The organism is Devosia sp. A16, from assembly GCF_001402915.1.
Classification (GTDB): Bacteria; Pseudomonadota; Alphaproteobacteria; order Rhizobiales; family Devosiaceae; genus Devosia_A.
Map to the genome: position 1 here is coordinate 459981 of NZ_CP012945.1, position 14005 is coordinate 473985.

14 protein-coding genes are annotated in these 14005 nt (G+C 66.7%); 9 read left to right on the plus strand and 5 right to left on the minus strand.

From position 1 onward, the window contains the following. The first annotated feature begins 73 nt into the window (after window positions 1-73). The 8 genes from APS40_RS02235 (at window position 74) to APS40_RS02260 (ending at window position 8958) form a co-directional block, all read left to right on the plus strand. The gene (locus APS40_RS02235) at window positions 74-3415 is read left to right on the plus strand and encodes a transglutaminase family protein (RefSeq protein ID WP_055045502.1); all 3342 of its coding nucleotides are present in this window, start codon (window positions 74-76) and stop codon (window positions 3413-3415) included. Window positions 3416-3688: 273 nt separating this feature from the next. Then, window positions 3689-6091 (plus strand): circularly permuted type 2 ATP-grasp protein, encoded by a 2403-nt coding sequence (locus APS40_RS02240; RefSeq protein WP_055045503.1) that lies wholly within the window; start codon window positions 3689-3691, stop codon window positions 6089-6091. Between the two features lie 11 nt (window positions 6092-6102). Continuing rightward, entirely contained in the window at window positions 6103-6978 is an 876-nt protein-coding gene (locus tag APS40_RS02245) for a transglutaminase family protein (RefSeq protein WP_055045504.1), read from the plus strand. 257 nt (window positions 6979-7235) lie between these two features. Beyond that, on the plus strand, window positions 7236-7403 hold the full coding sequence (locus tag APS40_RS24725; RefSeq protein WP_156342795.1) for a hypothetical protein: 168 nt from the start codon (window positions 7236-7238) through the stop codon (window positions 7401-7403). Between the two features lie 12 nt (window positions 7404-7415). After that, entirely contained in the window at window positions 7416-7574 is a 159-nt protein-coding gene (locus tag APS40_RS24350) for a DUF3309 family protein (RefSeq protein WP_082434138.1), read from the plus strand. A gap of 171 nt (window positions 7575-7745) precedes the next feature. Further along, window positions 7746-8141 carry a DUF883 family protein gene (locus APS40_RS02250; protein ID WP_156342796.1) on the plus strand — a complete coding sequence of 132 codons (396 nt, stop codon included), beginning with the start codon at window positions 7746-7748 and terminating at the stop codon, window positions 8139-8141. A 4-nt stretch (window positions 8142-8145) separates the two neighbouring features. Next, on the plus strand, window positions 8146-8607 hold the full coding sequence (locus APS40_RS02255; RefSeq protein WP_055045506.1) for a hypothetical protein: 462 nt from the start codon (window positions 8146-8148) through the stop codon (window positions 8605-8607). A 117-nt stretch (window positions 8608-8724) separates the two neighbouring features. Continuing rightward, window positions 8725-8958: a hypothetical protein gene (locus APS40_RS02260; protein ID WP_055045507.1), complete on the plus strand. Its 234-nt coding sequence runs from the start codon at window positions 8725-8727 to the stop codon at window positions 8956-8958. Between the two features lie 222 nt (window positions 8959-9180). Here APS40_RS02260 and APS40_RS02265 read toward each other — a convergent pair whose 3' ends face one another. The 3 genes from APS40_RS02265 to APS40_RS02275 form a co-directional block, all read right to left on the minus strand. After that, complete coding sequence (locus APS40_RS02265) at window positions 9181-10122, minus strand: diacylglycerol/lipid kinase family protein (RefSeq protein WP_055045508.1); 942 nt, start codon at window positions 10120-10122, stop codon at window positions 9181-9183. 88 nt (window positions 10123-10210) lie between these two features. Next, window positions 10211-11605, minus strand: coding sequence for a sensor histidine kinase (locus APS40_RS02270; protein WP_055045509.1), 1395 nt, complete (start codon window positions 11603-11605; stop codon window positions 10211-10213). A gap of 114 nt (window positions 11606-11719) precedes the next feature. Further along, complete coding sequence (locus tag APS40_RS02275; protein ID WP_236884181.1) at window positions 11720-12481, minus strand: Crp/Fnr family transcriptional regulator; 762 nt, start codon at window positions 12479-12481, stop codon at window positions 11720-11722. A 153-nt stretch (window positions 12482-12634) separates the two neighbouring features. Between APS40_RS02275 and APS40_RS02280 the strand changes: the two genes are divergently transcribed. Further along, window positions 12635-13003, plus strand: a complete 369-nt coding sequence (locus tag APS40_RS02280; protein ID WP_156342797.1) for a hypothetical protein — start codon at window positions 12635-12637, stop codon at window positions 13001-13003. Between the two features lie 88 nt (window positions 13004-13091). Here the strand turns inward: APS40_RS02280 and APS40_RS02285 are convergent, their stop codons facing one another. Beyond that, entirely contained in the window at window positions 13092-13646 is a 555-nt protein-coding gene (locus APS40_RS02285) for an RNA polymerase sigma factor (protein ID WP_055049523.1), read from the minus strand. A 5-nt stretch (window positions 13647-13651) separates the two neighbouring features. Beyond that, on the minus strand, window positions 13652-13900 hold the full coding sequence (locus tag APS40_RS02290) for a NepR family anti-sigma factor (RefSeq protein WP_442855836.1): 249 nt from the start codon (window positions 13898-13900) through the stop codon (window positions 13652-13654). Between the last annotated feature and the right edge of the window lie 105 nt (window positions 13901-14005).

Here is a 14005-nt window from a genome sequence, read left to right on the forward strand (position 1 = left end):
CTAGCCGCGCCGAGCTTCTATGCTATCGTCTGATCGGGAAGTTTCTGTGCCTCAGTAGCGAGCATCCGACCGCATGTCGATCAAAGCCGCGATCTATCACCTGACGCACTACAAGTACGACCGCCCGGTCATCCTCCAGCCTCAGATCATCCGGCTCCAGCCCGCCCCGCAATCGAAGACCAAGGTGTTGAGCCACTCGCTGCGGGTGACGCCGGCCAACCATTTCGTCAACCTGCAGCAGGACCCCTACGGCAATTACCTGTCGCGCCACGTCTTCCCCGAGCCGGTCACCGAGCTGAAGATCGAGGTCGACCTCGTCGCCGACATGACGGTCTACAACCCCTTCGATTTCTTCGTCGAGGAAAGCGCCGAGACCTGGCCCTTCGAGTATCCCGAAGATCTGCGCGACGACCTCTCGATCTACATGAAACCGCAGCCGGCAGGCCCCCGGCTCACCGAGTTCCTGCGCGGCGTCGACCGCACGCCGATGAACACCGTCAACTTCATCACCGCGCTCAACGCGCGCGTGCAGCGCGAAATCGGCTACATCGTCCGGCTCGAGACCGGGGTGCTGGAGCCCGAGGAAACGCTCGGCCGCGCCCAGGGCTCGTGCCGCGATTCCAGCTGGCTCTTGGTGCAGGCGCTGCGCCAGCTCGGCTTTGCCGCCCGCTTCGTCTCCGGCTACCTGATCCAGTTGAAGCCCGATCTCGTCTCGCTCGATGGGCCGGCGGGCACCGACCACGATTTCACTGACCTCCACGCCTGGTGCGAGGTCTACCTGCCCGGCGCCGGCTGGGTCGGGCTCGATCCCACTTCGGGGCTGCTCGCCGGCGAGAGCCACGTGCCGCTCGCCGCCACCCCGCATTACCGCAACGCGGCGCCGATCTCGGGCTTCACCAGCTTCGCCAATGTCGAGTTTGCCTTCGACATGCGGGTGAGCCGCGTCGCCGAGCATCCGCGCATCACCAAGCCCTTCTCCGATGAAAGCTGGGACCGGCTCAATGCGCTCGGCCAGCGGGTCGACGAGGAACTGGTCAAGCACGATGTCCGCCTCACCATGGGGGGCGAACCGACTTTCGTGTCGATCGACGATTTCGAGGCCGGCGAATGGAATGCCGATGCGGTCGGCCCGACCAAGCGGCAGAAGGCCGATGCGCTGATCCGCCGGCTCAGGCAGCGCTTCGCGCCGGGCGGCCTGCTGCATTACGGCCAGGGCAAATGGTACCCCGGCGAAACGCTGCCGCGCTGGACCTTTTCGCTCTACTGGCGCCGCGACAACCAGCCGGTGTGGCGCGACGAAAAACTGTTCGCCCATGAGGGCGTGCGCACCGACGCCAAGCCCGGCGACGACCGGCGCCTGCTCACCGAAATCGCCGCCAACCTCGGCGTCGGCACCGAAACCATCGATGCCGCGTATGAGGATCCGGGCGACTGGCTGGTGAAGGAAGCCCGCCTGCCGCCCAATGTCGATCCAGCCAATTCCGAGCTGGCCGACCCCGAAGCGCGCGCCCGCATGGCGCGGGTGTTCGACAACGGCCTCAACAACCCCACCGGCTATGTGTTGCCGGTGCAGCGCTGGAACGCCCTGCCCGACCGCAATAACCGCTGGATCACCGAGAAGTGGCGCACGCGTCGCGGCAAACTGTTCCTCGCCGCCGGCGACTCGCCGGTGGGCTACCGCCTGCCGCTGAGCTCGTTGAAGCACGTAGCGCCCACCGCCTACCCGCACGTGGTGCCGCGCGATCCGCTGACCGCAGTGCTCGAATTGCCCGACGTCGAGGATCTGCTGCAGCAGCCGGTCGAAGTCCGCGTCGGCCATCACCCGCAGCCCTCGACCTTCACCGCCGATCCGACCGTTGCCCAGGAGATCACCGAGCAGGTGCTCGACGAGATAGATTCCACCGTGCGCACCGCGATCACCGTGGAACTGCGCGATGGCCGGCTGTGCGTCTTCCTGCCGCCGGTCTCGACGGTGGAGGACTATCTCGAGCTGATCGCCGCTTCGGAGAACGCGGCGAAAACCCTCGGCCTTCCCATCCATGTCGAAGGCTACGCTCCGCCCTACGATCCGCGCCTCAACGTCATCCGCGTCGCCCCCGACCCGGGCGTCATCGAGGTCAACATCCATCCGGCGGCCAGCTGGGAGGAGTGCGTCGCGACCACCACCGCCGTCTACGAGGAAGCCCGGCAGGCCCGGCTCGGCGCCGACAAGTTCATGATCGACGGCAAGCACACCGGCACCGGCGGCGGCAATCACGTGGTGGTCGGCGGTTCGACCCCGGCGGATTCGCCCTTCCTCCGCCGCCCCGACCTGCTCAAGAGCCTGATCCTCCACTGGCAGCAGCATCCGGCGCTGAGCTACCTGTTCTCGGGCCTGTTCATCGGCCCCACCTCGCAGGCGCCGCGCATCGACGAGGCCCGGCACGACAGCCTCTATGAGCTCGAAATCGCCATCAAGCAGGTGCCGGCGCCGGATGAAGGCCCCGCTCCCCTGCCCTGGCTGGTCGACCGGCTGTTCCGCAACCTCCTGGTCGATGTCACCGGCAACACCCATCGCTCGGAAATCTGCATCGACAAGCTCTATTCACCCGACGGCCCGACCGGGCGGCTCGGCCTCGTGGAGTTCCGCGGCTTCGAGATGCCGCCCAACGCCCGGATGAACCTCGCTCAGCAGTTGCTGGTCCGCGCCCTGATCGCCCGTTTCTGGCAGGCGCCCAAGCAGGGCCGCTTCACCCGCTGGGGCACGACGCTGCACGACCGCTTCATGCTGCCGCACTTCGTGTGGGCCGATTTCCTCGATGTGCTCGGCGACCTCAGGGACAACGGCTTCGATCTCGACCCCGAATGGTTCGCGGCGCAGCTCGAGTTCCGCTTCCCGTTCTGCGGCGAGGTGGAGGTGGAGGGCATGAAGCTGACGCTCAACCAGGCCCTGGAGCCCTGGCACGTGATGGGCGAGCAAGGCGCCATCGGCGGCACCGTGCGTTTTGTTGATTCATCGGTTGAACGGCTTCAAGTGAAACTCGAAGGCCTGAACCCTTCCCGCTACCAGGTCACCGCCAATGGCCGTGCCGTGCCGCTGACTGCAACCGGCACCGCGGGGATGTCGGTGGCCGGCGTCCGCTACAAGGCCTGGCACCCGGCATCGGGCATGCACCCGGTGCTGCCGGTCAACGCGCCGCTGCATTTCGATATCTACGACACCTGGTCGAAGCGCTCGATCGGCGGCTGCACCTACCACACCGCGCATCCGGGCGGCCGCAACTACGAGACCTTCCCGGTCAACGGCAACGAAGCCGAAGCGCGGCGGCTGGCGCGGTTCGTGCCGAATGGCCACACGCCAGGGGCGTTCGTCCCGCCGACCGAGGAGCGTTCGGCGGAGTTTCCGCTCACGCTCGATCTGCGGGTGCCGGTTTAGGGACTGACTGGAGGGTATCGAGCGTCCCACAGCGCCCCCTCGCCCCTCTGGGGAGAGGGACGGGGTGAGGGGCGCCAAGCGCGCAAGTCGGGGCAACTTACGATTGAGAGAACGGCCACCGCTGGTGTGCTTGGCGCCCCTCACCCTAACCCTCTCCCCAGAGGGGCGAGGGGACGCATGTTGCACCGCCCGTGCTCTCCCTCCCCCAATCTTTGACCATCCAGTTCAATTCCCCCTTGCCATTCCCCCGGCATCCGCTAGCGCTATTTCCCCATGGATAAGCGGAATCAACGGCAGGCGAGAAAGCGCGGGGCACCCGGCCTTGTCGCCGACTACAAGCTGTTGCCGGGCATTCCCGACGAGATGATCGATGCGGCGGGGCACATCCGCCCGAGCTGGCTGCCGCTGATCTCGGCGCTTGACGAGCTGGGCAGCGAGGAACTGACCGCCCGCTTCCAGCGCGCCGATCAATATCTGCGCGATGCCGGCGTCTATTACCGCAAATACGATGGCGCCGAGGGCAAGGAGCGGGCCTGGCCGCTGGCGCATGTGCCGATGATTCTCGACGAGAGCGAATGGCTGACCATCACCAGCGGCCTGACACAGCGCGCCGAGCTGCTCGAAACCATCGTCGCCGATATCTACGGCAAGAACGAGCTGGTGCAGCGCGGCCTGCTGCCGCCGGAGCTGATCGCTCGGAACGACGAGTTTCTGCGGCCCATGGTCGGCATCCGCCCGGCCAGCGGTCACTTCCTGCATTTCTGCGCCTTCGAGCTCGGCCGCGGCCCGGATGGCGGCTGGTGGGTGCTGGGCGACCGTACTCAGGCCCCCTCGGGCGCCGGCTTCGCCGTCGAGAACCGGGTGGCGACCACCCGGGCGCTCTCCGATATCTACGGCGAAATGCATGTGCATCGGCTCGCCGGCTTCTTCCGGGGCTTTCGCGATGCGCTCAGCGGCATCGCCACCGACGGCCGGGTCGGTATCCTGACGCCCGGCCAGCACAACGAGACCTATTTCGAGCACGCCTATATTGCCCGCTATCTCGGTTTCAGCCTGCTCGAAGGCGAGGACCTGGTGATCGACCACGGGCAGGTCATGGTGCGCACCGTCTCCGGCCTGCAGCCGATCAGTGTATTGTGGCGGCGCATGGATGCGAGCTTCGTCGATCCGCTCGAATTGCGCTACGACAGCCATATCGGCACCCCGGGCCTGACCGAAGCGCTGCGCCGGGGCACCATCTCGATGGTCAACGCGCTGGGCACCGGCATTCTGGAAACCCGCGCCTTCTCCGCCTTCATGCCGAACCTCTGCCAGGCGCTGACCGGCCGGGCGCTGGAGCTGCCTTCGATCGCCACCTGGTGGTGCGGTGGCGCCGCCGAGCGGCAGCACGTCATCGACAATGTCGATACCATGATGGTGGGCTCCGCCTTCGCTACCGGCCTCGCCATCGAGGATCAGCGCGGCACCGTCGTGGGCAGCGCCCTGTCGGCAACCGACCGGCAGGCCTTGCTCGATCGGCTGGACGCCGAGGGCGGCCGGTTTGTCGGCCAGGAACAGGTGCAGCTTTCGACCGCGCCGGTCTATGTCGAGGGCAAGCTCGAACCGCGCCCGATGACGCTGCGCGTCTATGCCGCCCGCACCCGCGACGGCTGGACCGTCATGCCCGGCGGTTTCGCCCGCGTCGGCGCGATCCAGGACGCCACCGCCATCGCCATGCAGCGGGGCGGCCAGGCGGCCGACGTCTGGGTGGTGAGCCGGCAACCGGTCGAGCGCGTCACCCTGCTGCCGAGCGAAGGCGAAAAGCTGGTGCGCATGTCCTCGGGCAGCCTGCCGAGCCGCGCCGCCGACAACCTGATCTGGCTGGGCCGCTATGCCGAGCGCTGCGAGGCCACGGTGCGCATCCTGCGCGCCTACAATGCCCGCTTGGCCGAGGTCTCCAACCCCGATCAGCCGATCCTCAAGGATACCCGCGCCTATCTCGACGGGCTCGGGGTCGATGCCGCCGAGCCGCTGCCGCCGGGTCTGCTGGCGGCCATCGACAGCGCCGTGCACAGCGCCAGCCAGATTCGCGACCGCTTCTCGCCCGATGGTTGGCTGGCTCTCACCGACCTTCGAAAGACCGCCCGGAACTTCGCCCAACGGGTCGAGCCCGGCGACGACGCCACCCGCGCGATGACGGTGCTGTTGCGCAAGCTCGCCGGCTTCTCGGGCCTCGTGCACGAGAACATGTACCGCTTCGTCGGCTGGCGCTTCCTCGAGATCGGCCGCCGGCTGGAACGCGGCATCCAGATCGCCGGCAGCGTCGCCTGGTGCACGCGCAAGGGCGCGCCGGAAGGGGCGCTCGACCTCCTGCTCGAAGTCGGCGACAGCGTCATGACGCATCGCCGCCGCTATTCGGTGAGCGCCGGGGTCAACTCCTATGTCGACCTGCTGGTGCTCGATCCGCTCAACCCGCGCTCCGTCCGCTTCCAGATCGCCGAACTGCACCAGCAGCTCGAGCAGCTGCCCGGCGGCGTCGAGGATGGGCACCTGTCGCTGGCGGCCAAGGCGGCGCTGGCGCTCGATACCGAGCTGCGCGTCACCGAGCCCGAGGATATGACCACCGCCAGGATCAACCGGCTGCGCAATGAGATCGGCAACCTCGCCGGGCTCATTGCCGATGCCTATTTCGTCTGAGGAGGCGAGCCGTGCTCTACGACGTCCGGCTCGAACTGCACTACGACTATAAGGCCTCGGTGCATGGCGACCGCCACTTGGTGCGGGTGGCGCCGATCTCGATCCCCAACGTGCAACGGGTCATCGCCTCGTCATTGTCGTTCGAGCCGCGGCCGGAGCAGGAAACCACTTTCACCGACTATTTCGGCAACCTGGTCACCACCATCGCCTATGGCGGCCGGCACGATCACCTCGACGTGCGGCTGACGGCACGGGTGCAGGTCGAGGAGCTGGCCAACCCTGTCGATCTCTCGCCCACCCTCGACGGGCTGCGCGCCGAGCTGTCGGCACTATGGTCGGTAGCACCGGAGTCGCCGCAGCATTTCCTCTCCGCCTCGCCCCGCATCCCGCTCGATAGCGACATCACCGCCTATGCGCGCGCTCTCGCCGGCGACCGGTCGGTCTACGCCGCCGCCATGGCGCTCTGCCTCGGCATCCACCGCGATTTCCGCTACGACAAGGATGCGACCCAGGTCGATACCGGCCCGATCGAGGCCTTCGCGCTGAAGCGCGGCGTCTGCCAGGACTTCGCCCATGTGATGATCGCCGGGCTGCGTGGCCTCGGCATTCCGGCAGGCTATGTCTCGGGGTTCCTGCGCACCATCCCGCCCAAGGGCAAGCCGCGCCTCGAAGGCGCCGACGCTATGCACGCCTGGGTCCGCGTCTGGTGCGGCAAGCATGCCGGTTGGGTCGAGTTCGACCCCACCAACGCCATGCTGGCCGGGCCCGATCACATTACCATCGGCCACGGCCGCGACTACTCCGACATTTCCCCGATCGTGGGCGTCTTGCGCACCAGCGGCAGCCATACCGCCAAGCAGTCGGTGGACGTGGCGCGGGTGGAGTAGAGGGCGCTTGCACCGGGCCTCTCCTTGATCCTCCCCCGCGCGACCGGGGATGGGGACCAGCGAAGCTGGTGGAGGGGGCGGCCAGAACCGCAGTCGACTCTTGCTCCCCCACGCCGCGGAGGATCACACCTCCTTTCACACTTTTCTCGCCGCCTCGGAACCAATTGTGGCGGGCCCCGTTATTTGGCTGACGCGCCACGAGGCGACGTGCTTACCGGCCCTCCCTCCGGTAGCACCCATGAAAAGGAACGAGAGCGATGACCAGACTCGAGATCGCCAACCTGGAACATGCAGCCCGCTCGGCCGTCGCGTGGATTCCCGAAGGTTACGACGGGCGCACGCATTACGGCGCAGTTCTCGCGGCGCTTCTCCCTGCCGCCGGGATTCTTGCCGTAGCGGCAACCCTCCTCCTGTCGATCATCTGAGGGAGATCCACCATGACTTTAAGCACGATCATCATCATTCTGCTGATCCTGCTGTTGATCGGCGCCATACCGGCTTGGCCCTACTCCCGCTCCTGGGGAGCTTACCCCTCCGGTATTCTCGGCGTCGTGCTCGTCATCGTCATCATCCTGGTGTTGATGCGCGTATTCTGACGGGCCTCCGCGAGCCAAGGTCGCCCCCCTTGCGGCTCGCCATCGCACCCCAGTTCGCCCCCGGACTGGGGTGCACTCTTTTTGCCGGCTGTCTTCCGCGCCGGTGCGCGAGGCTCCCGGAACTCTTGGGCCTGCCGTGCGTTTCACCCGATCACATGAGGAGCGACCACCATGGCATCCACCCCTGATATGGCCCCCAACCGCAGCGCCGCCGCCAGCAAGCCGCCGGCTCGCCGCGCCGCCAACGGCCCCCGTCGCGCCGCGGCGCGCCAGGCGCAGAGCCGCGAGGACGACCTGTCGGCCCAGGTTCAGCAGTTGCAATCGGACCTGAAGTCGATTGCCGCAACCTTGGCGAGCCTCGCGGAGGACAAGGTCAACGACGCCCAGAAGCTCGCCAAGCGCGAGGTAAAGAACCTCGCCAGCAGCGGCCAGAGCGCCCTCGAGGACGTGCAGGACGAGTTCGGCCAGCTGGAAAAGCAGATCAAGGACACTATCCGCGAGAAGCCGCTGACCGCCGTCGCCGGGGCGATCGCGCTCGGCTTCGTGCTGGCGGTCGTTTCGAGGTAGTCCCATGCACCTTCTCGCACTGGCGGCCTCGGTCCTCGGGATCGAGGTCGACGAGCTGCTGGCGCATTTCAAGCGGAACGCCATGGCCTGGTCGGCCGTGGCGCTCTTCGCATTGATCGCCCTGGTTTTCGCGCTGGTCGCACTCAACGCCTGGTTTACCCTGCTGTGGGGTCCGATCGTTGCGCCGCTGGCTATTGCCGCTGGCGCCCTGCTCGTGGCGCTCGGCGTCTACGCGGCCATCGCGATCTCCGACGGTATCGCCCGGCGACAGGCCGCCCAACGCCGCAACGCTGCGGAGAAAACCGCGCTCGTGACCACTGCCGCGTTGACCGCCCTGCCGCTGGTGTTGAAGTCCGACCTGATGAAGAAAGTCGGCATCCCGATCGGCGGCGCACTCGCGGCGGCTTACCTGCTCGCCAAGCCGGGCAACGCGCACGGTCATAGTAACGGCCACGATCCGGACTGATCACATCGCCAGATTTTCCCGGAACCCGTGTCCCAGCTCTGCGTTATCTGCTTCACCTGCAAATCTCTGACAGTAATCGCAGGTTAGGCCAACGAAGGATTTCCAGGAGTGTGAGCTATGACCCACATCAAACGGAAGATCGTGACCATCCTGACTGACGACCACATGGCGGAAGCCGACAAGATCACCATCCTGCGCCAGCTGGAGGCGGATTCGCTCTCCAAGGAGCGCAGCGCCACCGAAGGCATGACCCCGGTAGACGGCGATGATGGCGAAGACCTGAAGACCATCGAAAACGCCCTGCGCCGGCTTGGTCAGCAGCCAGTGGAAGCCGGAGCCGCCAGCCTCTGAGGCAGTCGTTCCAACGAGTTTCACCCCGCCCCGGCAGCCCCGTGGCGGGGTGTTTTCGTTTTCTGCTCCCCTCCCCGCGGCGCTACCGCGTCCGCTAGGAGGGGAGGGGTTGGGAGTGGGGGTCCATCGGTGATCACCGCACCACCCCCTCCCTCCTTCCCTCCCCTCAAGGGGGAGGGATGCGACGACTGCGGGATTTGCGCGTCCGCCGACCCTCGCGCGCTAAACCGCCTCGATCTGCGGGTCCTCGCGCCTCGGTGTGCTCTCCATGGCCGGCAGCACCACCTTCAGCCCGCCGGCATGCACCCGCAGGTCTACCCGTCGCTCCAGCGGGATCAGCTCGCCGTCGATCACCGCCAGCGCCGAGGCCTTGCGGCGAGGGAAGCTGAGGCTTACCTGCCTGACCTCCAGCTCCGAGACCAGCGGATGGGATTTCCAGTTGCCCAGCGCGAGCGACAGCGCCAGCCGCGCCAGCTCCGCCGGCGGCATCGGCCGCACCACATAGATGCCGAGCACGCCACGATCGACCGCCTCGGCATAGGGAACATGCCCCTCGCCCAGCACATTGTTGGACACGGCGATTGCCGTCGCCTTGCGCCGCTCGGTGCCCTGGCTGGTGCTGATCTCGGCGTCGAAGACCGGCGGCCGCGACAGCGCCAGTCGCACTGCCCTGAGGCTCGCCAGCATCTTGCCCCAGCGGCTGTGATAGCTGAGCCCGTTGCGAATCCGTACCAGCCGCGAATGCAGTCCCACCGAGAACTGGTGCACGAATGGCCGGCCATTGGCCGTGGCGATGTCGACCGCACCGATCGCCCCACCCGCCAGCGCGCCGAGCGCGGCTTCCAGTTGCAGCGGCACGCCCAGTGAGCGGGCGAACAGGTTCATCGTACCTGCGGGAAGCACTGCCAGCGCCATCCCGTGGACAAAACAGATGCCGGCCGCCGCCGAGATGGTGCCGTCGCCGCCTCCGGCGAGCAGCACATCGGCGGCCGGATCGGTCGCGGCGCGCTCGAGTTCGGCGATCAGTTGGTCGGCGCCGACCACCCGGCATTCGATCGACTGGCCGTGCTCGGCAAAGATCCGCTCGGCCGTGGCGACGAAGGCCGCCATGTCCATGGTGCGGAAGGTGCCGCCATCCTGGTTGAACACCCCGACAAACCGCATGCTGCCCCCAATTGACGGCTTCAGGCGGAATGACGCCCACCGCCGCCGCTTTCACTGCTGCACGCAGCGCCTCTGCCGGCCAGAGGCCCTACCTCGGCGGCACGTCCAGCAGCGGCAGCCGCACGGTGATCGCCGTACCGCCGCCCTGGCGCTCTCGATATTCCGGCTCGCTGCCGCCGAACTGCCGCGCCAGCTGCTTGACGATCAGCGCCCCCAGCCCCTCCTGGCCCTCCTTGGAAGCCATGCCGCGCCCGTCATCCTCGACGGTCAGCGACGTCGCCTCACCGTCGGGCCGCTCGAAGCGGATGGCGACGGTGCCGCCCTCGCCCTCGACGAAGGCATGCTTGAGCGCGTTGGTCACCAGTTCGCTCACCACGATCCCCAGCGTCGTCGCGTCGCGCGCCGGGATTACCATCGCCTCGAGGTATTTTTCGAACCGCACCGACTTGCTCGGCGGCACCGTCGCAGCGAGGTCATCGATCACATCGGCGAGGAACTCGGCCGCGTCCGTGGTCTCGAGGTCGGCGCCCAGCCGCAGCCGCCGATGCGCCGAGGCGATGGCCTGCACCCGCAGTTGCGCCGCCTCGAGCGCGCTGCGCACTTCGTCCGAACCGGTCCGCGCCAGTTGCAGGCCGAGCAGCGACGACACGGTTGCCAGCGAGTTGCCGATCCTGTGGTTGGTATCCTGCAGCAGCGTCTCGAGCCGCGCCCGCTCGCGTTCGGCATGGCCGCGGGCTTCCTCGGCCTCCGCTGTGCGGGCGCGCACATGCGCCTCCAGTTCCTCGTTCTGGCTGCGCAGGCGGCTCTCCTGCTCCGACAGCGCCGCCACCTTCCTCTGGCTGCGCGACAGCAAGGCATAGGCGAGGATCGCCGCCGCCGCCAACGCCGCCAGAATGGTGCCGATGGTCAGCTGCCGATAGAACTGCATCCGGTTGTTGCGGTCGATCAGCTTGGCGTCTTCTTCGCCGATGAACTGCCTGAGCCCGCTGCGGATCCGCTCCATCAGCAACTGGCCGGTATCGGAGCGCAGCAAGGCCAACGCGTCGGCGGTCTGCCCCGAACTCATCAGCTCGATGGTGCGCGCCATTTCGGCACGCTTGGCGTCGAGATCCGGCACCAGCGCCTCGATGCGGGCCCGTTGCTCCGGGTTGTCGCCGAGCCCAGCCAGCAGGTTCTGGTAGGCCTGGCTCAGCGAGCCCACCGCCCGGTTGTACGGCTCGAGATAGGCGTTGTCGCGGGTGATCAGATAGCCGCGCTGGCCGGTCTCGGCATCGACCACGGCCAGCATCAGCTCACGTGCCTGCCGTCGAATCTCGTAGGTCCTCGTGACGTCGGCGAGCTGGCTGTCGACGGTACGCACCAGATAGAGCGAGGCCGCCACCGCCACCAGCACCAGCGTAAGCGACACCAGGATGGCGACGCGCCGCACCGCCCCACGCCGTGGCCGGGCGCGTTGGGCAGACTGGGCGCTGACATCAAGCATCTGGATGCCATCCTCGTCGGGAGATGGTGCGACACGGCCCGGCGTTGCCCCCCGGACCAGCAAGCGAGAGCGACACCATAGCTAGGCCGGGCGGGTGGCAACAATGCGGCTCGTTCATATCAGCGGGCGCCTGCCCTCCCCCAGCCCGCTCCACCCGGCAACCTCGGCGAGCGCATCGGCATCCAGCACCTCGCAGGCCCGGTCGTGCCAGCGGATCAGCTGCTTTGACGCGAGCTTGCGCAGCGTCTTGTTGGTGTGGACGATCGACAGGCCGAGCGTATCGGCGACATGCTGCTGCGTGATCGGGATCAGTTGCCGCGGGCCTTTGACCTGCCCCACCTGCTGCGCCCGCTGGTAGAGGAAAGCGATCAGGTAGGCGGCGCGCTCCATGGCGCTGCGGCGGCCCACGCTCAGAAGGTTCTCGTCGAGCATGCGCTCCTCGCGCGAGGCGAGCCAGGTCACATCGAAGGCAAGGCCGGGATGGTTCTCGAACAGCCTTGGCAGGTTGTCGCGCTGGAACACGCACAGCACCACCGGCGAAAGCGATTCCACCGAGTGCTCCATCTCGCCGATCACCGAGCCCTGCAGCCCCACCAGGTCGCCGGGCAACAGGTAGTTGAGAATCTGGCGCCGCCCGTCTTCCAGCGTCTTGAAGCGGAACGCCCAGCCTGACAGCAGGGTGAACAGCTGCGCGCTGTGGGCCCCCTCGGCAAGGATCATCGAGGCGGGCTCGCTCACCAGCTCACCCCGCTTGAAACCGGAGACGAATTTCAGCTCCTCCGCGGTGAAATCGCGGAAATGCGTGTTGGCACGCAGTGGGCACGCCTCGCAGGGAACGCGACGGGCAGTCGAAGTAGGGGCCAAGGTTTCACTCACCGGCAGGGTCCCGCGCACAATGTCGCATGATCGGCCGAATGCAACTGGTAACTGGCGGCCCGTCGCACCGCGCACATGTCTTTGTTAAATGATCTTCCGATCCCGACGCCGGACGATGTCCGCCACTGCCACAGCGTCATGGACATCGTATCAATGCACGGCCTGCATATCCTCCTGGTTGAGGAGGAGTACCTCATTGCCGCCGACATGGAGCAGACGCTTCGTGCCGCCGGTGCGTCCGAGGTCACCATCGTGGCCAACAGCGCCAGCACTGCCTCCCTCGATTTCTCGGATTTCCAGCTGGCGATCATCGAAGCCAAGTTCGGCAGCGCCGCTGCGGTTGCCCTGAACGACCGGCTGCGTGCGGCGGGGGTAGCCGTGGTGGTAACCTCGGCCGACCACGCGGTGCAGGCGCTGTTCACCGATGCAACCCCCCTCTACAAGCCTTTCGACGCCCCCGCCCTGCTTGCCGCATGCGAGGCGGCCCGGCGCCGCGACCCCAGCTTGACTGAGCGCGCCTAGCGCGCAGCCGGACCACTGGAAAGGCGCGAACGGGTGTCGCGCCTTTCCTCTCGAAGTTCTGGCATACTTCCTCAGGAAGTCGCCGCTATCAGGTGAAACGCGGGACGGTCGTGACTTGCGCCGACACCGCATCGGGCCCGTAATCGCCCTCTCCCGTCACCGCCAGCAATTCCTGCAGCTTGCTGCGGGCGCGGCTGACGCGGCTCTTCATGGTGCCGACGGCGCATTTGCAGATTTCGGCCGCCTCCTCGTAGGAAAAACCAGAAGCGCCGATCAGGATGATGGCTTCGCGCTGGTCGTCGGGCAGCTTGTCGAGCGCCGCCTTGAAGTCGCCCAGGTCCATGATCCCGTATTGCGAAGGATGCACCGCCATGCGCTCGGTGAAGGCGCCGTCGGTGTCCTGCACCTCGCGACCGCGCTTGCGCATCTGGCTGTAGAATTCGTTGCGGAGGATCGTGAACAGCCAGGCCTTCATGTTGGTGCCCATCTCGAAGCTTTCCTGCTTCGCCCAGGCCTTCATGACGGTATCCTGCACCAGATCGTCCGCCTTATCGTGGCGGCCCGACAGCGACACGGCAAAGGCCCTGAGGCTGGGCAGAGTGGACAGCAGTTCGCGCTTGAAGCTCGGCTTCTCGGCTTGCATGGGCATTACTCGCCCTTCGCGGTTTTGGACTGCTTGCTCTGTGTTTCCACCGCATCGAGCTGCTCGAGCAGATCGATGAGACGGGATGGAATTTCTTCGCTTTGTACGGCTCCATAAAGCGCCCGCAGCTTGTTGCCGATGTCGGAGTTCGGCCCCAGTCCATCGTCGCGACGCCGCCGCACCATGCCCAGATCATTCATTGTTGTTTTGTCTCGCATAAACCCTTCGCCCCACAGCAGGATCTGACGCCCCATACTCCAGCCGCGGCAAGCTAAATGCGCCGCGACAAAAAAAGTTCCAGCCCCTGCGGAACCAAGTTTTCTGCATGCCGTTCTCTTCCATGGTAAGCTCTAAAAGCG